Source organism: Nonomuraea sp. NPDC005730, assembly GCF_040630865.1.
Classification (GTDB): domain Bacteria; phylum Actinomycetota; class Actinomycetes; order Streptosporangiales; family Streptosporangiaceae; genus Nonomuraea.
Genome location: NZ_JBEXYK010000013.1, coordinates 127,000 through 148,916, shown reverse-complemented (window position 1 = coordinate 148,916; position 21,917 = coordinate 127,000). Strand labels below are relative to the sequence as shown.

Annotated in this window: 17 protein-coding genes and 1 tRNA gene; 6 read left to right on the top strand and 12 right to left on the bottom strand. The window is 72.1% G+C overall.

Translation table 11 applies throughout. The features are described 5' to 3' along the window. Window positions 1-339: 339 nt before the first annotated feature. The 4 genes from ABZ444_RS18800 to ABZ444_RS18785 all read right to left on the bottom strand — a co-directional run bounded on the left by ABZ444_RS18800 (window position 340) and on the right by ABZ444_RS18785 (window position 3,487). Window positions 340-413 (bottom strand) — tRNA-OTHER (locus tag ABZ444_RS18800). A 20-nt stretch (window positions 414-433) separates the two neighbouring features. Further along, window positions 434-1,849: a hypothetical protein gene (locus tag ABZ444_RS18795; RefSeq protein ID WP_357998044.1), complete on the bottom strand. Its 1,416-nt coding sequence runs from the start codon at window positions 1,847-1,849 to the stop codon at window positions 434-436. Window positions 1,850-2,031: 182 nt separating this feature from the next. Beyond that, window positions 2,032-2,361, bottom strand: coding sequence for a hypothetical protein (locus tag ABZ444_RS18790; protein WP_357998041.1), 330 nt, complete (start codon window positions 2,359-2,361; stop codon window positions 2,032-2,034). Between the two features lie 256 nt (window positions 2,362-2,617). Further along, complete coding sequence (locus ABZ444_RS18785; protein ID WP_357998038.1) at window positions 2,618-3,487, bottom strand: hypothetical protein; 870 nt, start codon at window positions 3,485-3,487, stop codon at window positions 2,618-2,620. Window positions 3,488-3,502: 15 nt separating this feature from the next. Between ABZ444_RS18785 and ABZ444_RS18780 the strand changes: the two genes are divergently transcribed. Continuing rightward, window positions 3,503-3,904: a pentapeptide repeat-containing protein gene (locus ABZ444_RS18780; RefSeq protein WP_357998035.1), complete on the top strand. Its 402-nt coding sequence runs from the start codon at window positions 3,503-3,505 to the stop codon at window positions 3,902-3,904. A 90-nt stretch (window positions 3,905-3,994) separates the two neighbouring features. Here ABZ444_RS18780 and ABZ444_RS18775 read toward each other — a convergent pair whose 3' ends face one another. The 4 genes from ABZ444_RS18775 to ABZ444_RS18760 form a co-directional block, all read right to left on the bottom strand. Next, window positions 3,995-4,402, bottom strand: coding sequence for a hypothetical protein (locus tag ABZ444_RS18775; RefSeq protein WP_357998032.1), 408 nt, complete (start codon window positions 4,400-4,402; stop codon window positions 3,995-3,997). 82 nt (window positions 4,403-4,484) lie between these two features. Next, window positions 4,485-5,408, bottom strand: coding sequence for an NAD(P)-dependent oxidoreductase (locus tag ABZ444_RS18770; RefSeq protein WP_357998029.1), 924 nt, complete (start codon window positions 5,406-5,408; stop codon window positions 4,485-4,487). Window positions 5,409-5,554: 146 nt separating this feature from the next. After that, window positions 5,555-5,911 (bottom strand): metalloregulator ArsR/SmtB family transcription factor, encoded by a 357-nt coding sequence (locus tag ABZ444_RS18765; RefSeq protein WP_357998026.1) that lies wholly within the window; start codon window positions 5,909-5,911, stop codon window positions 5,555-5,557. Beyond that, window positions 5,908-6,822 (bottom strand): 2-dehydropantoate 2-reductase N-terminal domain-containing protein, encoded by a 915-nt coding sequence (locus ABZ444_RS18760; RefSeq protein ID WP_357998023.1) that lies wholly within the window; start codon window positions 6,820-6,822, stop codon window positions 5,908-5,910. The genes ABZ444_RS18765 and ABZ444_RS18760 overlap by 4 nt, the downstream gene beginning before the upstream one ends. Before the next feature lie 230 nt (window positions 6,823-7,052). Between ABZ444_RS18760 and ABZ444_RS18755 the strand changes: the two genes are divergently transcribed. Next, window positions 7,053-7,955 carry an endo-beta-N-acetylglucosaminidase H gene (locus ABZ444_RS18755; protein ID WP_357998020.1) on the top strand — a complete coding sequence of 301 codons (903 nt, stop codon included), beginning with the start codon at window positions 7,053-7,055 and terminating at the stop codon, window positions 7,953-7,955. A 63-nt stretch (window positions 7,956-8,018) separates the two neighbouring features. Here ABZ444_RS18755 and ABZ444_RS18750 read toward each other — a convergent pair whose 3' ends face one another. The 4 genes from ABZ444_RS18750 to ABZ444_RS18735 are packed head-to-tail and all read right to left on the bottom strand — an operon-like array spanning window position 8,019 to window position 14,147. Beyond that, entirely contained in the window at window positions 8,019-11,015 is a 2,997-nt protein-coding gene (locus ABZ444_RS18750; protein WP_357998017.1) for a glycoside hydrolase family 38 C-terminal domain-containing protein, read from the bottom strand. A gap of 30 nt (window positions 11,016-11,045) precedes the next feature. Continuing rightward, entirely contained in the window at window positions 11,046-11,960 is a 915-nt protein-coding gene (locus tag ABZ444_RS18745) for a carbohydrate ABC transporter permease (protein WP_357998014.1), read from the bottom strand. Window positions 11,961-11,970: 10 nt separating this feature from the next. Then, the gene (locus tag ABZ444_RS18740) at window positions 11,971-12,870 is read right to left on the bottom strand and encodes a sugar ABC transporter permease (protein ID WP_357998011.1); all 900 of its coding nucleotides are present in this window, start codon (window positions 12,868-12,870) and stop codon (window positions 11,971-11,973) included. Next, the gene (locus ABZ444_RS18735) at window positions 12,867-14,147 is read right to left on the bottom strand and encodes a sugar ABC transporter substrate-binding protein (protein ID WP_357998008.1); all 1,281 of its coding nucleotides are present in this window, start codon (window positions 14,145-14,147) and stop codon (window positions 12,867-12,869) included. The genes ABZ444_RS18740 and ABZ444_RS18735 overlap by 4 nt, the downstream gene beginning before the upstream one ends. A gap of 98 nt (window positions 14,148-14,245) precedes the next feature. On the opposite strand from ABZ444_RS18735, the gene ABZ444_RS18730 reads away from it, so the two are divergent. The 4 genes from ABZ444_RS18730 (at window position 14,246) to ABZ444_RS18715 (ending at window position 21,910) form a co-directional block, all read left to right on the top strand. Next, window positions 14,246-15,277 (top strand): LacI family DNA-binding transcriptional regulator, encoded by a 1,032-nt coding sequence (locus ABZ444_RS18730; RefSeq protein ID WP_357998005.1) that lies wholly within the window; start codon window positions 14,246-14,248, stop codon window positions 15,275-15,277. A 46-nt stretch (window positions 15,278-15,323) separates the two neighbouring features. After that, window positions 15,324-16,544, top strand: coding sequence for a glycosyl hydrolase (locus ABZ444_RS18725; RefSeq protein ID WP_357998002.1), 1,221 nt, complete (start codon window positions 15,324-15,326; stop codon window positions 16,542-16,544). 72 nt (window positions 16,545-16,616) lie between these two features. Further along, window positions 16,617-20,846, top strand: a complete 4,230-nt coding sequence (locus tag ABZ444_RS18720; protein WP_357997999.1) for an NEW3 domain-containing protein — start codon at window positions 16,617-16,619, stop codon at window positions 20,844-20,846. Beyond that, entirely contained in the window at window positions 20,843-21,910 is a 1,068-nt protein-coding gene (locus tag ABZ444_RS18715) for a hypothetical protein (RefSeq protein ID WP_357997996.1), read from the top strand. Before ABZ444_RS18720 ends, ABZ444_RS18715 begins: the two co-directional genes overlap by 4 nt. Window positions 21,911-21,917: the final 7 nt, after the last annotated feature.

Here is a 21,917-nt window from a genome sequence, read left to right as displayed (position 1 = left end):
CTCACTCCGGGTCCTTCCCTCCGATCACCTGCCCGCGCTCCTGCGTCCCAGCGGTCGCGGATCGTCGCCGGGTCACTGCGGAGCCGCTCGTCTCGGCGATGATCCTTCGGCGGTCAGGGCTGTCAGCATGGGCAGGTGATCGTGACAGCTGCTGACCACGTCTGGAACGGGTGCCGGCCGGCACCCGACTCGTTGCTCCTGGGGGGAGGACGGCGAGATGCGGCTCGGTATCAAGCCCGCCATCCCCGACCGTCGGTACGGCAGCGATCCGGCAGCCTGATGTGCGGGGCGCGCCGAGCCACGGTCTGCTGGACGCGCTCGCGCTGGCAGTCCAGGTCGTCTCGCTGACTGGGCTCGAACCAGCGTCCACCCGGGCTGAAGAGCCGGGCGCTCTACCACTGAGCTACAGCGAGAATCTTCCGATTATCGCGTATCAGGGCCCTTGCTCGCCACCCGGCTTCGGGCGCGACGGGAGAACCGACACGACCACGCCGGCGGCCAGGCCGTGAGCGGCGTCATCGGCCATGTCGGGCTTGATCCGCCTGCCGCTGAACACCCCGGCCCGGCGCAGCAGCGACGCCCACACCGGATCGGCGATCGTCACCCCGTGCACCAGCTCAGGCGTCGGGTTGAACCGCACCACCCGGTGCTTGGCGGGACTGGCGGTCCAACCGCTCTCCGCCGGGTCAAGGCCCGCTTCCCCGCACGCCCGTTCCACATCCGCGCGGGTGCACGTCACCCGCCCGGACAGCACCTCCCACGGCGGCGGCAGCGCCGCCCACACCTTCGTGTTCGGGTCCAGGTCGCCGCCGGTCCCCTGGTGCCACCAGGCCAGGTCCGCGGCCATGAGCCGCATCACCTTGCCGGGACAGGCCGCGTCCAGCAGCGGCAGGGCGTCCATCGACTGGAGGCCGGCCAGCCAGCCGGCGCGGGCGGCGTTGTACGCCTGAGCGACGGTGTTCCAGGTGGAGGAGTCGTCGCCGCGGCGCACCACCATCGACTCCCGGTCGAGCGGACGGACCGACCACACCTTCTCCAGCCGCTCCGCGCACTGCCGCATCACCGCGTACCAGGCGCCCAGCATCTCCCCTCGTTCGGCGTCGGACAGCCGGGCGAGGATGGACGGCTTGGCGTAGACGACCGCGATCATCGCCCAGTCGGTGTCCGGGTTCTTCTCGCAGCGCGCCAGAAGCATCTGCGCGACGTCGTCGAACGGGTTCTCCTTGCCGTACAGGCTGAACTGGCGGCGCACGTTGCGGCGCGCGGTGAAGTAGGCCACGAAGCAGGCAGCGTCCGTGTCCGCCATGAACCCGTCCCGGGGGATGCCGGCGGCGAAGCCGCTGCGGCCGACCAGCACCAGCCGCCGCAACTCCTGGCCGTCACCGAGCTTGGCGGCCTTGGCCGACAGACGTCCGAGCGCGCGGAACCTCCGGTTGTACTGCCGCTTGGGCAGGTCGATGCCACCTTCCCGCCGGGCCGCCCGGTTGAGCCGGTCGTGCCTGAAGTCGGCCCGGTCCGGGCTCCACCCGATCTCCTGCCCTGCGAGCTGCGCCACCTCCGCCAACGACACAGGGTCGTCGGCGTTCCTCGCCGTCCACTCCGTGTGAGCGAACAGCCGTGCCACCGCGGCGAGCTGCTGCCCGCCGCCACGCGGCCGCGCGAACTCCTCCGTCATGGAGGTCACGTAGCCACGGCGCCGGGAGGAGTGCGTTGCCGCCCGGTCGAGGGCGAGTCGTTCCGGTGAGGAGAGCGAGCCGTCGAGGGCGAGCGAGATCAGGTCCGCGACGTCTTCGGGACGCATGCGGCGGTCGAGCGAGCGGTGCAGGTCGAGCAGAGGCGTGGCTGTCATCGTGAGGGCTCCTGAGGCGTCATGGGGAGGTCAGCCCCGGCGTGTAGCCGGCGCTGGGCTCGGAAGGGGTGCCCGTCGTCGTTCAGGGCCTCGTACGGCCCGGCGTCCCCGGGCGCGGCAGGCCCGTCGGGTGAGCTCCGGGACGAGGCGGTCTCCCGTAGGCGTGGGAGGCCGGCAGCGGGTCAGCGGGCCGCTGCCGCCGGAGCCGCGGGCTTGAACCAGGCGGTCGAGGGCGGCGACAGGAGGCAGTAGATCACGCTCACGGCCAGAGCGAGGCCGACGAAGCCCGGGATGCTCGGTCCGCTGATCAGTCCCCAGAGCTGGCTGAACGCCAGGATCACCTCGACGGCCACCCCCGTCCAGCGGACCCACGGCTGGCGCGACCTCATCCTGGCCACGACCAGGCCGATGGCCACGCCGATCACGACATTGACCAGGATGGGGATCAGCAGGAGCCCGACGAGTGCCCGCTCTACGAGGCCCGTCAGCATGATGATGAGAGGCAGGGCCATCAGGACCACTTGAATGCACATGACGGTTCGCGCGGCGCGCAGTATGGCGGGTAACGGCAGGATTCGCTCGTTCATCGGTCTCCTCAGCAGATCAACCTATTTCCCGTGATCCCCTCTCATTATCGGCCTTGGTTACCGACCTGCCGAAATCTGGCACAAAACGCAACAGACCGGCGTGACACCTCGCAAGGAGAAACGGCTCGGATGAGCCGTGCGCCCCTTTCGGGGCCGCACGGTCGGGTGGGACGCGGCCTGCTCAGCGCGTTCCCGGCTCATCCGGCAACCGCACGACGGCGGCACCGGCCTGCGCCTCGCCGAACCCCCAGCCTGCGACGACGGAGCAGCCGGCCGTTTCCAGGACATCGGACCACGGCCAGTGGCCGGTGCCGCGGTAGAAGCCGCCCTCGCTGCGCGCGTCGTCCTCGCTGAGGCAGAGCATGCGCAGGTGGTCGCGCAGCTCGGGATGCGTGACCGCGCCCAGCCTCTCTTCCCAGGGCTCGCCGGCGGAGCGGGCGCGTCCCATGTCGGAGATCGACACCAGGTGTCCGGGGCCACGTTCGGTGAACGTGGCGGCCCGCATCGCATCGGCCAGAGTGCCGTCGGTGGCGACGCGCAGCAACACCGTCAGCCAGCCGTTCAGCTTCTTGGCCTCCTGGTCGGCCAGGTCGACGCCATGACGGCCCAGCAGCGGCCCCAGCTGCGCGCCGCGCACCAGCACGCCGTCGGCCTCATCGACCCAGGAGACGGCCCGCAGGTCGGCGACGAAGGCGTCGCCGAACGGCCGCGGGCCCTTGTGTCCGCCGTCACCCCATGCCCCCGTTCCCGCCACGAGTTCGGCGTCGAACCGGAACAGCGACTCGCTCAGGTCGAACCGCCAGGTCCAAGGAGAGAAGGGGTACTCACCGTCCGAATCCGGCAGGTGCCTGGCCTTCCGGTCGGACAGCGCTTCGGGGGTGGCCCAGGGGTTGGGGAACAGGAACTCGTCGAAGGGGTCCGAGGCGTAGTACACGCCGTACCCGGCAGCGGGGTCCACGGCCGGCTTCCCGCCCAGCAGTATCGCGAAGGCGCCGGCCAGCGCGGCCTCCCAGTCACTGTGGCCGGTCGCCGGAACCGTCTCGGGTGTCACGATGAGCGCTCCTTCATGTCATGTCGCGGTTTGCCGCAAACTATCGGGACTTCCCGGCGGGCCGGGTCAGCGTTTCATCGCGCCCTCGGCCGCGGCGGCGATGGCCGTGCCCGCGATCACCTGGCCGGCGACGTCTGGTTCGGCAGGGTGACCTTCTCCGGCGACGCTCGTTTCAACGGGGCGACCTTCATCGGCGACGCCATGTTCGCGGGAACACGGGGCACTCACGTCTGGCTGGCGGGAGCACGGGTGCGGCACCCGGACGGCGGGCACGTGTGGCCGCCGGGCTGGCGGGTCGGGATCGGGCCCAGCGGCGCCGTGCTGGAACGGGACGCGCCGCCTGACGAGGGTGCGGAACACGAGCCGTACGACGAGGGTGCGGAGGACGACCCCCTGGACGAGAGCCCGCCGCCTTGACCTCGCGGGCGTCGACGACGGGCCTCCGGCCTGAGCGCGCGGCGCACCGGCGGCGGCCCTCGACCGGGGACGGGCCGGGCAGGCGTACGACTACCCGTGGGCCCGTGATCGGCGGCCGAGTTGTCTGCGGTGCACCACGAGGCCGGCCAGGGTCAGCAGCGAGACGAGACCGAGCTGCCACCAGTTGTCCGGGCTGCCGCCGAGGTCCAGGTCGGCCGCGTGGTTCACCGCGTGCAGCGTGTTGGCTACGAAGAACCCGACCAGCACGACCGACAGCACGTCGCGCCACACCAGCGCGCTCAGCATCATCAGCCCGATGCCGATCTGGAAGACCCCGGCGTCGTGCAGGAAGTGCACGTGATCGGGGAATCGGGCGAAGACCGCGAAGCCCGCCGGGTCGATGCGCATCCACACGCCGAAGACCAGCATCGTCAGCGCGCCGACCACCACGGCCACCTGGACGAAGATCCTGGCCGGCCCGCTGTAGCCGTTCATCATGTCGTGTCCTTTTCCTGTGCCTGCTCTGGTGAGAGGACGAACACCGACGGCGGCGTGTGACACCGCTCGGCCGGGCGGGTTCTCAACGCGCCTTCAGCCCGTCGGGCACGCTCCGGTGCACCGGGGTCCAGCCCAGGTCGCGGGTGGCCTTGGCGTGCGAGACCCGCATCGTGGTGTCGATCAGCAGGCAGCCCAGGTACGGCACGGCCAGCCTGATCAGCCATCTCGGCGTCACGACGGGGCGCGGCGTGCCGTGCGCGCGGGCGACCGCGGTCAGGAAGTCGCGCCAGCTCATCGGCCGGTCGTCCACGATGTTGTACGCCTGCCCCGCGCCGCCGTGTTCCATGGCCGCGACCGCGGCCGCCGCGGCGTCGTCCACGTGGACGAAGGACGTGGTGCCCGTCCTGCCGCGCGGCAGCACCGGCGCCCGCCTGCGCATCAGGTCGGCGAACATGTCGCTGAAGGCGTTCCTGCCGTAGAACATGCCGTAGCGCAGGGCGATGCCCTCGATGCCGTCCGCGTTGAACACCTGGCTCTCGGTCGCCACGCTGGAGTCGGTCACCAGGTCGGCGACAGTGCCGACGCGCACGCCGAACTCGTCGTCCTCGGTCAGCACGTGGTCGCCGTGGTCGCGGTAGCCGTACCCGGTGATCAGCGACTGGGTGACGAACCGGCGCGCGCCGACGGCCCGCGCGGCGTCGAGCAGGTGCGCGGTCCCCCGGTCGCGCAGGGCGATGGTGGGGTCGTCGGGCCGCAGCCTGCGCGAGGCGTCGCGCAGCGCCGTGGCCTGATGCATGACCACGTCGGCGGCGTGCCCGTCGACCGCGCGCAGCAGCGCGTCCCGGTCGAGCACGTCGGCGACGACGGCGACCGCGCCACGATCGGTGACGAGCCGCCGTTTGGCGGGATCGCGGACGACGGCGACCACCTCGTGCCCCGACGCGGCCAGCGCCGACAGCAGCGGAACCCCGATCGCGCCGGTCGCCCCGGCCAGCAGTACCTTCATCGCCCCTGCTCCTTCACCCGTCGCCCGTGTGTCACGGAGATCTCCTCAGCTGGATGGACAGCATCACGAGGACGGGACAGCCGGTCCCGATGTGACGGACCGGGGCGGGGAAGGCGCGCGATCGGGTCGTGGGCGGTTGCCGGCCGCTAGTGGCCGCCCGGCTGTTCGCCGAGGCCGGAGGCGCAGGAGATGATCAACGTGATGAGGTCGCGCATGGGGGTCAGGAGCTCCGGATAGGCGTCGGCGTTGAGGTCGTACAGGCGCAGGGTGCCCTTGCGCCGTACCGTCAGCAGATCCGCGTCGCGCAGGATCTTGAGGTGGTGGGAGGTGGCGGGCTGGGACAGCTCCAGGTGCGCGGCGATGTCACCGACGCTGCGGGGGGCCGCGGACTCCAGGAGGTGGACGACGATCTCCTGCCTGCGCTCGTCCCCCAGGGCGGTGAACAGCGGCCGGGTCCGTGCGAACAGCGCGAGCACGTCCCGGGCCTCGATCGGGCCGCTCATGCGGGCAACGAGTCGCGCACGGCGGACAGGCGGCCGACCGGCAACGCCCTGGCGGCGCCTTCGGCGATCCAGCCGTCCAGCATCAGTCGCGTCTGCGCGCCCACCTTCGTGAAGTGCGTCTCCAGGTAGGCACGCAGGTCGAAGGGGAGCAGCCAGGGCAGTACCCGCAACGCCAGTCCCACGGCCCAGGAGGGAAGCGTGACGGGGGCGCGCAGCCCGTGCTGGGCGGAGACCACCGCGACGGCCTCCCGGACGGCCGCGGCGGCGTCCCGCAGCCGCGTGGCCGACGCGGGCAGCCGCCAGCCGGAGGACTCCAGCTCGGCGATGTAGGGGATCATCCGGGCGGCGGTGAGCTCCCCCGCGCCGGCCCGCGTCACCCGCCTGGCCCGCACGCCGCCGGCCCGAAGCGCGGCGACGACCTGCGGGGCGCGCGCTCCGGTGACGCCCGTCGCCGCACCGGGCGGAACCCAGTACGCCACCCCCGGTGCGGGAACCTCGCGCTCCAGCGGCGCGTGGTAGGCGAGCAGCGTCGGGGCCACCTGGACGATCTGCTCCTGCGGCCAGACACCGGCGAGGGTGCGCAGATCGCCCGGATCCTGGCCGATGGTGACCACCGTCGCGGTGCCGGTCACCGCGCGCAGCGCGGCCGTCCACTCCCCGCGCAGCGCCGGCGAGTCCACGCAGAGCCACACCATGTCCCACTGTTCGCGGGGCGGCTCGCTGCGCACCTCGTACGGCGTGATCCGCTCGGTCACCGGCGCCCGCCCCCTCCTGAGCCGGTACAGCGGAGCCCCTTCCCAGCCCTCCCGGCCCGGCCGCACGAGATAGCTGACCCGGGCCCCACCCGCGGCCAGCCACGCCCCGAAGACCTGCCCCAGTGCGCCGGCACCGACAATCAGCACCTTCGTCATCACTGCTCCATACATCTAAATATTTGGATATACGGAACATTACCATCGCAGAAATCTCCGGCGTCCGCGGCGTCTTTCCGCGCCGGCGACACCTTGACAGCGAGCCTCGGGCTGCCGATGATCGAGGCGCTATACCGATTTATCTCCAGCCCCCACACAGCCTCGCCCGGACGAGTGGACTGGACTTAACCGATATAGCAAATCATCCCCCATGCACTGAGGAGCCGATCGTGAGTTCACCGCTCATGCGGAGAAGGACCCTGCTGTCAGCGCTGGCCGCCACCACCGTGGGCGCCGCGTTACCCACGGCGGCACACGCCGAGCGCCGCGCGGCCGCCAAGACCGGCCCGCTCTCGGTGGTCTACATCGAGGTCAACAGCGAGAGCATGACCAACGTCGCGAAGTACACGCTCGCCAGAGGCGGCGCGCAGGTGTTCGACATCGCGGTCATCTTCGCCGCCAACATCAACTACGACGGCACGAAGGCCTACCTCCACTGCAACGAGAACGTGCAGCGGGTGCTCGACAACGTGGCGACCGAGGTCCGCCCGCTGCAGCAGAAGGGCATCAAGGTCCTGCTGTCCATCCTCGGCAACCACCAGGGCGCCGGCTTCGCGAACTTCCCGTCCCAGCAGGCCGCCGACGCGTTCGCCCAGGAACTGGCCGACGTGGTGACGACGTACGGGCTCGACGGCATCGACTTCGACGACGAGTACGTCGAGTACGGCAACAACGGCACCGGCCAGCCGAACGCCTTCTCCTTCGTCTACCTGGTCCAGGCCCTGCGCCAGAAGCTGCCGAACAAGCTCATCACGCTGTACGACATCGGCCCGGCCGCCGATCGCCTGTCCTACAACGGCGTGAGCATCGCCAACACCTTCAACTACGCCTGGAACCCCTGGTACGGCACCTGGTCCGTGCCGAACGGCCCGACCTCCAAGTCCCGCCTGTCGCCGGCCGCCGTGTCGTTCACCGGCACCAGTTCGTCCACCGCCGCGTACCTCGCCCGCCGTACGGTCACCGAGGGGTACGGCGTCTTCCTCACCTACAACCTCACCTCGGCGAACACCGCCTCCTACATCTCGGCGTTCACCAACAAGCTGTACGGGAGCTCCGCCGTCTACACCCCCTGACGTCTCCCCCGTGGACGCACGTGAGGGGCACCCGGACGGGTGCCCCTCACCGGGAACGTAAGGTCAGCGGCTGAGCCGCAGGGTGACCAGCTCGAACGGCCGCAACGTCACCGGGATCGACCGGCCGGGCCGCTCGGGCTCGGCCAGCGGGCGCTCCAGCAGGTCGGTCACGGTCACCGAGGTGACGGGGAAGCCGGCCGTGAGCGTGGCCGCCGCCCGGCCGCCGCGCGACTCGTGGAAGCGCACCACGACGTCGCCGCTGCCGTCGTCGGCCAGCTTGACCGCGGTGATCACGACCGCGTCGTCGTCCACCGTGACCAGCGGCGTCACCTCGGCGGCGCCGGACAGCACCCGCTCGGGCAGGTTGAGGAACCAGCCCTCGCGCACCGCGTCGCCGATCGTCGCGCCGGGCAGCAGCGCGTGCCGGAAGGTGTGCCTGCCCTGGTCGGTCTCGGGGTCGGGGAAGCGGGGGGCGCGCAGCAGCGACACCCGCAGGGTCGTGGTGGTGCCGCCGTCCTCGCGCACGGTCCGGGTCACGTCGTGGCCGTAGGTGGAGTCGTTGACCACGGCCACGCCCCAGCCGGGCTCCTCCAGGTGCACGAACTTGTGGTTGCACGCCTCGAACTTGGCCGCCTCCCAGCTCGTGTTGGTGTGGGTGGCGCGGTAGGCGTGGCCGTACTGGCTCTCGCTGGCGTAGCGCTCGGCGCGCACGTCGAGGGGGAAGGCCAGTTTGAGGAACTTCTCCGTCTCGTGCCAGTCGACCTCGGTGGCGATGTCGACCCGCCGCCCGTCCAGCGAGATCACCTGCGTGACGGACGAGCCGCCGAACGAGCGGGTGACGCGGACCGAGCCGGGCTGCTCGCCGGCCGTCACCTCGTCGGCCGCGGTGAGGTCGACGACCGTGTTGCGGTAGAACTCGTCCACGTCCCAGGCGTCCCACATGTTGGGGAAGTCCTGGTGCAGCTGGAGCAGGTTGGCGGCCTGGCCGGGTGGCAGGGTCTCGCGCCGGGCGCGCAGGTCGTAGGCGGAGACGATCAGGCCGCGCCCGTCCACCTCGACCCGGAGCAGGCCGTTGTCCAGTACGAAGCCGCCGTCCTCGCGGGGCTCCCTGCTCGTCGGGGCCCCCGGTGCGGCCGGGGCCGCGCCGCCGGCCGGGACGCCGTTGCGGGCGTGCGGGGCCGCGTTGAAGACCAGCTCGTGGGAGCCGTCTCCGGCCAGGGCCCGCTGGGCGTCGTCGATCAGGCCGGTCAGCTCCTCGGCCAGCGCCGCGTAGGTGTTCCTGGCCTCGCGGTGCACCCAGGCGATCGACGAGCCGGGCAGGATGTCGTGGAACTGGTGCAGCAGCACCGTCTTCCAGATGCGGTCCAGCTGCTCGTACGGGTAGGGCGCGCCGGCCCGTACGGCGGCCGTGGCAGCCCACAGCTCGGCCTCGCGCAGCAGCGACTCGCTGCGCCGGTTGCCCTGCTTGGTCTTGGCCTGGCTGGTCAGCGTGGCCCGGTGCAGCTCCAGGTAGAGCTCGCCCACCCAGACCGGCGGGTTGGGGTACTCGGCTTCCGCCTTGTCGAAGAAGCCGGCGGGGGTCTCCCAGGTGACGGTGGCCGAGCCCTCCAGGTCGCGCAGCCGGGCGGCCTTGGCCACCATCTCGCGGGTGGTGCCGCCGCCGCCGTCGCCCCACCCGGTGGGGGCCAGCGAGTGCCGGGCGACGCCCTTGTCCTTGAAGTTGCGGGCCGCGTGCGCGATCTCCCGGCCGTTCATCGAGCAGTTGTAGGTGTCGACCGGCGGGAAGTGGGTGAACACCCGCGTCCCGTCGATGCCCTCCCACAGGAACGTGTGGTGCGGGAACGTGTTCGTCCGGCTCCACGAGATCTTCTGCGTGAGCAGCCGCTTCGAGCCCGCCGCCTTGATGATCTGCGGCAGCCCGGCCGCGAAGCCGAACGTGTCCGGCAGCCACACCTCCTCGTTGTCGACGCCGAACTCGTCGATGAAGAAGCGTTTGCCGTGCACGAACTGGCGGGCCATGGCCTCGGAGCCGGGCATGTTCGTGTCGGACTCCACCCACATGCCGCCGGTCGGGACGAACCGCCCGGCCGCCACGGCCCTGGTCACCTTGGCCCACACCTCGGGCCGGTGCTCCTTGATCCACGCCCACTGCTGGGCCTGCGACATCGCGAACACGAACTCCGGCTCGTCGGCCAGCAGCGCCGTCATGTTGGAGGCCGTACGGGCGACCTTGCGGACGGTCTCGCGCAGCGGCCAGAGCCAGGCCGAGTCGATGTGGGCGTGCCCGACCGCGCTGATCCGGTGCGCCGAGGGCACGGCGGGCGAGGACAGCACGCCGGCCAGCTCGGCGCGGGCCGCCTCGGCGGTGGCGTTGACGTCCTGGAGGTCGATCGCGTCCAGGGCGCGGTCGATCGCCCGGGTCAGCTCCGCGCGGCGGCCGCTGTCGGCGGGCAGCTCGTGCATCAGCTCCCCGGCCACCTCCAGGTCGAGGATCAGGTTCCACACCGTCTCGTCGAACACGGCCAGGTCCATGCGCGCCAGCCGGTACTGCGGCTCGCTGCCCGCCGTCTCCTTGTCGCCGAGCAGGGTGGGCACGAACGGCTTGTAGTCGAGCACGACCGGGTTGGAGGCCGCCTCGATCCGCAGCTCGACGTGCTCGCCGCCGGTCACCGGCGCGCCGACGCGCACCCACTGGTTACGCGGGTTGAGCCCCTTCACGGGCGTGCCGTCGGGCAGGTAGACCAGGCCCTCGCACTGGAAGCCCGGCATGTTCTCGTCGAAGCCGAGGTCGAGCACCGCCTCGACGGTCCGGCCCGCCCAGGCGGGCGGGACGGTGCCGGTCACCGTGAACCAGCTCGTCGCCCACGGCGCGCCCCACGCCGCGCCGACCGCGATCGGCTCGGTGGGGGCCGCGAGCCCTTCGGCGACGGGTACGGGCTCGTCCGGCGCGGTCCAGACGCGCACGTCCATCGGCACGGACTCGGGGTGGACGGCCGGGCGCAGACGTTCGTCCAGCACGCGCTTGAGACGGGCTTCGACCAGTGTGCGGTCGTCATGCATGGAGAGAGACTCCTCGTTCTCGGAACCGGCTCAGCCCTTGATCGCGCCCTCGGCGACGCCACGGAAGAAGAAGCGCTGCAGCGAGGCGAACAGGAGCACGATGGGCAGGAAGGAGATCATTGTCCCAGCGGCGATGAGACGGGGGTTGGCGCTGAACGTGCCGTTGAGGTACTGCAGGCCGACGGTCAGCGTGAAGTTCTTCGGGTCGTTGAGCACGATGAGCGGCCACAGGAAGTCGTCCCAGGCGCCGATGAACGCGAAGATCGTGATCACGCTCAGCATGCCGCGCACGTTCGGCAGCCCGAGCCGGATGAGCCGCTGCCAGGGGGTCGCCCCGTCGATGACCGCCGCCTCGTCCATCTCCTTGGGGATGGCCTGGAAGGCGGTGCGCATCAGCAGCACGTTCAGCATGCCGATCGCGCCGGGCAGGGCCACGCCCAGCAGCGTGTCGGCCAGGCCCATGCCGCGGACGGTGACGTACTGGGAGACGATCGTCACCTCGCCCGGCAGCACGAGCGTGGACAGGAACAGCACCAGGAGCAGCTTGGCGCCCCGGAACTCCAGCCGGGCCAGCGCGAACCCGGCCAGCGTCGCGCCGACCGCGTTGCCGCCCACCACGATGACCGCCACGATCACCGAGTTGAGCGCGTACGTCCACACGGGGATGGTGTCCGCGACGCGCGCGTAGTTCTCCAGCGTCGGCTGGAGCGGGACGAAGCTCGGGGTCTGTGCGAAGACGTCCTCGTACGGGCCCTTCAGCGAGGTGGACAACTGCCACAGGAACGGCAGGATCGTGATCGCCAGGACGAGCAGCAGCAGCGCGTACCGCAAGGCCAGCTCACCCGGCCTGGTGGCGCCGAAGCCGCCCCGGCCCCGGCGGCGGCCGTGCCGCCCCGGGCGGGCCACCGCGGCGGCAGGTCGCGCGCTCGCGTCGCTGGCCTTCATGGCCGCCATGTCAGTCCGCCTTCCTGTTGAGCCGGGTCAGCAGGAGCATCGGGCCGATCGTGATGACGAAGAGCAGGATGCTCAGCGCCGAGGCGTAGCCGAAGTGCCCGTAGAAGCCGCGGCTGTACATCTGGATCAGCATGACCAGCGACATCGCCCGCCCGCCCGGGCCGCCCGTGCCGTTGGAGAGCACGAACAGCTCGGAGAACACGCGCAGGGCCGACACCGAGACCAGCACCGACACCAGCAACATCGTGTTGCGCACGCCGGGCACCGTCACGCTCCAGAAGCGGCGTACGGCCCCCGCCCCGTCCACGGCCGCGGCCTCGTGCAGTTCGCGCCGCACGTTGCCGAGCGCCGACAGGTAGATGATCATGTAGTAGCCCAGCCCCTTCCACACCGTCAGGGTGATGGCGCTGAGGACCAGCAACCACCGGTCGGTCAGGAACGGCAGCGGCCCCTGCAGCACCCCCAGCGCCTGGATGAGCCCGTTGATCAGGCCCCGGTCGCTCAGCAGCCAGCTCCAGATCAGCGCGACCACGACCGCGGAGGCGACGACCGGCGTGTAGAAGGCGGTGCGGAAGAACGTGATGCCGGGGATCTTCTTCTCCACCAGGATCGCCAGCAGCAGCGGCAGCAGGGTGAGCACCGGCAGGCAGACCAGCATGAAGACGACGCTGTTGAGCAGCGCGTTGCCGAGCTGGTCGTCGTCGAGCATGCGGCCGAAGTTGGCCAGTCCGGTGAAGTGCCCCCCGCTGAGCGGCTTGGCGTTGGTGAAGGCCAGCACCAGCGTGTTCAGCGAGGGCCAGACGTTGAAGACGAGCAGCCACAGCGCGGCGGGCGCCACCAGCAGCCAGGGGGTGAGCCGGCGGCGGAGGGCGCCCTGTGCGGGGAACGCGGGGGTGATCACTGGTTGAGCAGCTCGTTGCACTTGGCGACCGCGGCGTCCAGCGCCTCCTTGGCGGAGACCTCGCCGTTGAGCGCGAGGGCGATCTGCTGGCGGATGAACTTGCTCATCGCGTCGGTCACCTCGACCGGCTGCAGCATCTTGGCCGTGGCCAGCGACTTGAAGGCGATGACCTTGGCGTCGCCGGCGTTGGTGCCGTCGCTCTGGGTGAAGAACGGGTCGCCGGCCGAGGCCTTGGTGCTGGGGAACACGCTGACCTCGTGCGCGAACGCCGCCTGGTTCTCGGCGCTGGTCACCCAGCGGGCGAGCGCGATCGCCGCGGCCGGGTTCTTGCTCTTCTTCGACACCGACAGGCCCTGCACGTACAGCGGCGGGGTGCCCATCGCGGTCGAGGGCACGACCTTGGGCGCGAGGGAGGGGTTGTCGGTCTTGACGGCGATGATGTGGTTGGCGCCGGCCGTCGTCCAGGCCACGGTGCCCTCGTTGAACAGCTTGGCGTTGCCCGCGTAGGTGTCGGTCAGCACGTCGCGTGGCAGTAAGCCCTCCTTGAAGGCGGCCCGGTACTTGTCGATCACCGCGACGGCCTCAGGGGTGTTGAAGACGAAGCTCTTGCCGTCGTCGGACATCAGTTTCACGCCCGCCTGGGCCAGGTCGCCGAGCTCGGGGCGGCGGCTCATCAGGTAGATCTTGCCGCCGGACTTCTCCTTGAAGGTCCTGGCCTGCTCGACCAGCTCGTCGAACGTCGTCGGCGGCTTGGCCGGGTCGAGGCCGTTCTTCTTCATCAACTCGGAGTTCCAGTAGTTGACGTCGGTGTTGAGGTACCAGGGATAGCCGTACGTGCCGGGGTGGCCGCGGAAGGTGTAGGCCTCGATGCCGCCCGCGACGTACTCGTCGGCGAGCTCGGGGTCGGCGGCGGCGACGTCGAGCAGCATGCCCTGCTGGACCAGCGGCCTGGCGAAGTCCGGCGGCAGGTTGGTGACGTCCGGGAGTGTTCCTGAGGCGGCCTGGTTGAGTACCTTCTCGGAGTAGGCGTCCGCCGGCTGGTCGAGCCATTCGACCTTCGTGCCGGGGTACTTCTTCTCGAAGGCGGCGATGACGCCTTCGACGTACGCGGTGAACTTGGGCTTCAGTGCCCACGTCTGGAGGCTGACAGTGCCCTTCACCTCTCCCGTGGCCGCCGCGGTCGGGGCGGCGGCTCCCGACTCGCCGGACCCGCCGAGGCCGCAGCCCGAGACGACCATGACGGCTGCCACCGCCGGTCCCGTCCAGTACCTACGCATGGCGCTCTCCTTGGTTACTAAATCGCTCTAGTTGCGGGACTATTCACCTGGCTAGACTCGTGTGTCAATAGCTGAGACGAATTCGTGAAGGAGCAGTGGTGCGCCGACCGACGATCACCGACATCGCCGAGCGGGTCGGGGTTTCCAAGGGCGCGGTGTCCTTCGCGCTCAACGGCCGCCCGGGGGTCGGAGAGGCCACCCGCGCGCGAATCCTGCAGGTCGCGAAGGAGATGAACTGGCGTCCGCACAGCGCCGCGCGGGCCCTGGGCGGGGCGCGCGCGGAGGCGGTGGGCCTGGTCATCGCCCGGCCCGCCAGCGCCCTCGGCGTGGAGCCGTTCTTCGCCCAGTTACTGTCCGGCCTGCAGTCGGGGCTGTCGGCCCAGGCCGTCGCGCTGCAGTTGCTGATCGTGGAGGACGCCGAGGCCGAGATGGAGATCTACCGCGAGTGGACCTCCGCCCACCGGGTGGACGGTTTCGTCATGGTGGACCTCATGGTCCGCGACCCGCGCATCGCGGTGCTGGAGGAGCTGGGCGTGCCCGCCGTGGTCCTGGGCGGACCGGGCCAGCACGGGTCGCTGTCGAGCGTCTGGGCCGACGACCGGGAGGCCATGTTGTCGATCGTGGACTACCTGGCCGCGCTCGGCCACCGCAGGATCGCGCACGTCGCGGGCCTGCCGGCGTTCCGGCACACCCAGCGGCGCGCCCGCGCGCTGCGTGACCGGGCGGGGCGGCTGGCCCTGGAGGAGGCGGTGTCGGTGCACACCGACTTCAGCGACTCCGAGGGCGCCGCCGCGACGCGCGCGCTGCTGTCGCGGCCCCGCCGGCCCACGGCCATCGTCTACGACAGCGACGTGATGGCCCTGGCCGGGCTGGGGGTGGCCGGCGAGATGGGGGTGAAGGTGCCCGACGACCTGTCCATCGTGGCCTTCGACGACTCGGTGCTCACGCGGATCACGCACCCCGCGATCACCGCGCTCTCCCGCGACACCTTCGCCTTCGGCAAGCGGCTGGCCGAGGTGATCCTGGAGGTCATCGCCGATCCGGAGCAGCGCAAGGACGTCAAGACCGAGACCCCCCGGCTGACCGTCCGGGAGAGCACCGCGGCCCCGGGGGCTTGGCAGGGCGACTAAATCGCTTTAGGCTCCGCCGGGAGATCGTACGACCCCCGGAGGACGCGTGCCCCTGCTCGATCCCATCCGCCACGGCGCCAACTACGTGCCCTCCGCCGGCTGGTTCCACAGCTGGCTCGACCTGTCGCTCGACGCGGTCCGCCGCGACTTCGAGGACCTGGCCTCGATCGGCCTGGACCACGTGCGCGTGTTCCCGATCTGGCCGTGGATCCAGCCCAATCCGGGGCTGGTCCGGCAGCGCGGCGTGGAGGACCTGCTGGCGGTGATCGACGTCGCGGCCGAGTTCGGCCTGTCCGTCGCCGTGGACCTGCTCCAGGGGCACCTGTCCAGCTTCGACTTCCTGCCCTCCTGGGTGCTCACCTGGCACCGGCGCAGCCTGTTCACCGACCGCGGGGCGCGCGACGCCGTCGCCGCGTACGCCGACCGGCTCGCCCGCGCCGTCGCCACCCGCGGCAACGTGTTCGCCGTCACGCTCGGCAACGAGGTCAACAACCTCTACCCCAGCAACGCCACCACCGCCGAGGCGTCCACGGCGTGGGCCGCCGAGCTGATCGACGTCGTGCGCTCGGCCGCGCCCGGCCTGCTCGCCCTCCACTCCCTGTACGACGCCACCTGGTACGACCCGGAGCACCCGTTCCACCCCGCCGACAACGTGGACCTGGGCGACCTGACCACGGTGCACTCCTGGGTGTTCAACGGGGTCTCCGCGATCGACGGCCCGCTCGGCCCGGCCACCGTCTCGCACGCCGACTACCTGGTCGAGCTGGCCGCGGCCACCTCGCTCGACCCGGCCAGGCCCGTCTGGCTGCAGGAGATCGGGGTGCCCAGGCCCGACGTGCCCGAGGCCCGGACCGCCGAGTTCGTCCGCCGCACGCTCGACGCGGTGACCGTCAATCCCGCGCTGTGGGGTGTCACCTGGTGGTGCTCCCACGACCTGGACCGTTCCCTCTCCGACTTCCCCGAGCGGGAGTACGAGCTGGGCCTGTTCACCGTGGACCACCGTCCCAAGCCGGCGGCCAAGGAGCTCGCCGCGATCATCGACGAGCGCCGCGGCCGTACCGAGACGCGGCGCCCCGCCCTGCGGTGCGACGTCGACCTGCGGACCGAGCCCGGACGCCGGGCCGAGGTCGCGCCGGGCAGCGCCTTCCACGCCGCATGGGTCCGGCTGCGCCAGGCCGGGCCCGTGGCCATCGTCGCCGGCGACCGCGCCGACGACCCCGGCCACCTCACGGCCCGGGGGATCGGCACCGTCCTCGCTCCGGAGTGAGCGGCGGGCCGGCTGCGGCAACGCCCCTCACCGGGCCGACCACGTGATCATCGATTTCCAGAGAGGAAGACCGTGTCAGTCGCCATCGTCTCCGTGGAGTCCACGGACTTGTTCGCGGGCACCGAGGACGCCCCGCGCCAGGTGCTGCGCGTGACGCTCGACGGCCCGCCCGCCCGGGTCGCGGTCACCGGCCCGGGTGTGTCCGGGGAGGCGGCGGGCTCGGGCGAGGTCGAGGTCCCGCTGGAGATCGCCGACCCGGTCCCGGGGGCCGAGCTGCCGGTCGTGGTGACGGCGGGCGGCGCGCGGGCCGAGGCCGTGGTGGTCGTGGCCGAGCCCGGCTGGACGATGTTCATGGTCTCCCACTTCCACTACGACCCGGTGTGGTGGAACACGCAGGCGGCCTACACCTCGCCGTGGGAGCTGCTGTCCGGGGACGCCACCACCCGCCCGCTGTGGGAACGCAACGGGTTCGCGCTGGTGGAGGCGCACCTGGACCTGGCGCTGCGCGATCCGGTCTACAAGTTCGTGCTGGCCGAGATCGACTATCTCAAGCCGTACTTCGACGTGCATCCCGAGCGCCGGGCCGATCTGCGGCTGCTGATGGAGCGCGGGCAGGTCGAGCTGGTCGGGGGGACGTACAACGAGCCCAACACCAACCTGACCGGAGCCGAGGTCACGATCAGGAACATCGTGTACGGCATCGGCTACCAGCGCGACATCCTGGGCGGCGAGCCGGCGACGGCGTGGCAGCTCGACGCGTTCGGGCACGACCCGCAGTTCCCCGGATACCTCGCCGCGGCGGGGCTGACCGGGAGCGCGTGGGCGCGCGGGCCGTTCCACCAGTGGGGGCCGATCCAGAAGAACTTCCGCGAGGCCAAGGACGACGCCCGGGTGATGCAGTTCCCGAGCGAGTTCGAGTGGATCGCGCCGTCGGGGCTGGGCGTGCTGACGCACTTCATGCCGCACCACTACTCGGCCGGCTGGTGGATGGACTCCGCCCCCGACCTGGCGACCGCCGAGAACGCGGTGTACGAGCTGTACCGCAAGCTCAAGCCGGTCGGGGCGACGCGGAACCTGCTGCTGCCCGTGGGCACCGACTACACCCCGCCCAACAAGTGGGTCACCGAGATCCACCGCTCCTGGAACGCCCGCTACGTCTGGCCGCGCTTCGTCTGCGCCACCCCGCGCGACTTCCTCGACGCGGTCCGGGCCGAGCTGGCGGCCACCGGACGCCGCCCCAGCCCGCAGACCCGCGACATGAACCCGGTCTACACCGGCAAGGACGTCTCCTACATCGACACCAAGCAGGCGCAGCGGGCGGGCGAGGTGGCCGCCGTGGACGCGGAGAAGCTGGCCACCCTCGCCGCGCTCGAAGGGCTCGGGACCTACCCCGAGGCCGCGATGGACAAGGTGTGGCGTCAGCTCGCCTACGGGGCACACCACGACGCGATCACCGGCAGCGAGTCCGACCAGGTCTACCTGGACTTGTTGTCCGGCTGGCGCGAGGCGTACGACCTGGCGGGCGAGGTGCGCGACGTCTCGCTCGCCTCGCTCGTCGCCCGCGTGGACACCAGCGGCGACGGCGTCGCGGTCGTCGTCGCGAACACGCTGTCGTTCGACCGGTCCGCGCCCGTGGCCGTACGGCTGCCCGCGGGGCTCGACGGCGGACGGGTGCTCGACGACGCCGGCGCGGAGGTGCCGTGCGTCGTGGACCGGGGGACCCTGCGTTTCCTGGCCGAGGACGTGCCCGCGACCGGCTGGCGCACCTGGCGCCTCCTCCCGGGATCGTCCCGGCGCGGTGCGGCCGCATGGACGCCCGCGCCCGGCGTGACCGTGGAGAACGCCCGCTACCGCGTCACCGCCGACCCCCACCGCGGCGGCTGCCTGTCCGGCGTCCTGGACAAGAAGGCGGGGCGCGAGCTGCTACGGCCCGGATGCGTCGGCAACGAGCTGCGCGTCTACGAGGAGTACCCGGCCCACCCCGACTTCGGCGAGGGCCCCTGGCACCTGGTGCCCAAGGGCCCGGTCGTCGGCGCGGCACAGGGCACGGCCCAGGTGCGGCGCGAGACCTGCCCGCTCGGGGAACGCCTGGTGATCACCGGAACGGTGGACGGCATCGGCTACGAGCAGACCGTCACGCTCTGGGACGGCGTGGATCACGTGGACCTCGCCACCCGCGTCCTGGACTACCGCGGCGCGGACCGGCTGCTGCGGCTGAGCTTCCCCGCCGACCTGCCCGGCGCGCTGCCGGTGAGCGAGGTGGCCGGGGCCGTGGTCGGCCGCGGGTTCGCCCTGCCGGACGTGGACGCCGCCGAGGCGCCGTGGACGCTCGACAACCCCGCCAACACCTGGTTCGGCCTGGGCTCCACCGCCCGCGTCAGCCTCACCGGCCCCGACGGCCGGCCGCTGGGCGAGCGCGCGCTCGGCGTGGCGGAGGTGGTCGTGCCCGGCCCGGACGACGCCGCCGACGTGCGCGACCTGCTGGTCGCACTGGTCAGGGCCGGGGTCACCGCGACCACGGCCGGGGCGGACTGGTCCAGGTACGGCTGGCTCGACGTCGACTCCAACCTCCCCGACTTCCGCATCATGATCGGCGGGCCGCGGGAGAACGACGCGGTGCGCGAGTTGCTGGAACGCGCGGGCCCGGCCTACGCCGAGGTCCTGGAGCGGGACGGGCGCGTCTGGGTGCCCGCCGCCCGGCCGCTGCGCGAGGTCTGGCGGCCCAACGCCGACCTGCGTGACCTGCGGGCGCTGCCCGCCCTGGTCACCACCGATCCCGCCGCGCTGACCGCCGACCTCGCCGACGCCCGCGTGAGCTCCGCCTGCCCCGGCGCGGTCCCGGAGTCCGAGCTGCTCACCGGCCACACCGTCGCGCTGCTCACCTACGGCCTGCCGGGCTTCGCCGTCGATCCGGCCGGCACGTTGCACCTGTCGCTGATGCGCTCGTGCACCGGGTGGCCGTCCGGGGTGTGGATCGACCCGCCCCGCCGTACGCTGCCCGACGGGGCGGGCTTCCAGCTCATGCACTGGACCCACGAGTTCCGTTACGCGCTGGTCTCCGGCGAGGGCGACTGGCGCACGCTGACGCTGCCCGCCCGGGGGCAGGAGTTCAACCATCCGCTGTACGCCGTGCTCGCCGAGCCGCACGGGGGCCCGCTGCCGCCGACCCGGTCGTACCTGAAGGTCGAGCCCGCCCGGGAGGTGCTGGTCGGCACCGTCAAGCCGGCCGGCAACCCGACCGCCCACGGGTCGGCCGCCGCGGCGGACCCGGCCTCCGGGGTGACCGTGCGCCTGATGGAGTCCACCGGGCTCGGCCGCGACGCCGTCCTGACCGGTGCGCTCGCCCTGACCGAGGCGCACCACGCCGACCTGCTCGAACGGCGGCGCGACCCCGTCCAGGGCGCCGTCGCGCTGACCGGCGCCGAGGTCGCCACCGTGATCGCCGTGCCCGCCCTGCCGACCGTGCCCGCCATCCGTCCGGGTGGCTCGGCCCGCGGCGGTGCGGTGCTGGGGCCGGCGGTCGAGGTGGCGCAGCCGGTGCATGCGCGGTACTGGCTGCACAACCGGGGGCCGGCGCCGATGGGCTACCTGCCGGTGAGCGTCACGGCGTCGCCGGGCCTGGTGCGGACCGCGGGCGAGCCCGCCGAACTGTCGGTGGTGCTCTCCTCGCACCTGCTCGACGCCGACGTGGAAGGAGCCGTGGAGATCATCGTCCCCGAGGGCTGGACGGCCGGTCTGACGCGGCGCCCGTACCGGCTGGTGGCGGGCGGGCACGTACGGTTCCCCGTGACGGCGACCCCTCCCCCGGGCGTCGAGCCCGGCCTGTACTTCGTCGCCGCCCGGATCCGGCACGACGGCCAGACCGTCGAGGACGTGGTCACCATCGCCGTCGGCGACCTGCCCGGCGTGCTGCCCGTGCCCGGTGACGTCCCCGAGGACTGGGTGGCCGCGCAGGGCAGCAAGGACCACCCCGGCCGCGACACCGGCCTGTCGGTGGAGGTGACCACGCCGTCGGTGCGCGTCGCTCCCGGCGGGCGTGCCGTGCTGGGGCTGGCGCTGCACAACCGTACGTACGGTGAGATCCGGGGCGAGCTGCAGGTCGTCTCGCCCTGGGGCACGTGGGACCTGATCGCCGCCCCGGTCCGCGGGTTCGTCCTGGCGGCCGGCGAGAGCACGGTCGCCGAGTTCGAGGTGTCCGCACCGCGCGACGCCGCCCCCGGCTCCGCGTGGGCCCTGGGCAAGGTCATGTGGTTCGGCCGCTGCCAGTACGCGCCGACCGTCGAACTGGTGGTGACCCCGTGACCCACACGCCCCGCACCAACCATCCGCCCCCCGCCCCCACGCCCGAGACCGACCGCCCGACCTCCGCCCAGCCTCCCCAAACCGACCATCCGATCACCGCCCACGCTGCCCATGCCGGCCGTCCGCACTTCGCCCACGCGCCCGTCACCGGCGAGCCGGGCACTGGCGAGCCGGGCACTGGTGAGCCGGACGCTGGTGAGCCGGGCGCTGGTGAGCCGGGCGCTGGTGAGCTGGTCGCGCCCGGTGTGGGGCCGGTGCTCGGCTGGCTCGACGGCTGCCCGCTCCCCCGCTCCGAGCTGGACCGACGGCTCGCAGCCCTGCGGGCCGGCCCGAGGTCCGCGGCGCTCCCGGCGCCGGGCACGGCCGAGGACCGGCAGCTCACGCGCTGGGTGGCCCAGGTGGTGCTGACCGAGCACCTGTGCGCCGCCGAGGCCACAGCCCGCGGACTGCCCCTGGAGAAGCCCCCATCACCCCGCCCCGACCAGCCCACCACCGACGCCATCGCGGCACGGCCCGGCCAGGCCACCGACGCCATCGCGGTACGGCCCGGCCGGCGAGCCACCGACGCCATCGCGGTACGGCTCGACCAGCGGGCGGCTGTCGAGCTGGGTTCGATCGCCGCGGCGGCCTACGAGGGCAGCGCCGCCGTCCGCGCCGTCTACGAGGCCGTCACCGCCGACGTCACCGTCTCCGCGGCGGAGGCGGCCGCGTATCGGGAGGCCACCGCGCGGCCGACCACCGGACCGACATGGCGGCTACGCACCCCGGACGGCGAGTTCGACGCCGAGCCAGGTTCGCTGCCCGTCGCCCTGGCCGAGGCTCTGGCCGCCGCCGTACCGGGCCGGACGGTGACGGCCGGCCCTTGGACCGCCACCCTCGTCGCCTGTCACAACCCGACCCCGGGTACGGCCTCGACCGCACCCGCCGACGGCCTCCTCGACTCCGCGCGCAGGGTGGCGTTCGTACGCTGGCTCGACCACGCGCGCGCCCACCGGCTGCGACTGGTGCCGGGCCTTGAACACCCGGGCGACCCCGCACAGCCCGACAACCACCACCGCCACTGACACCACC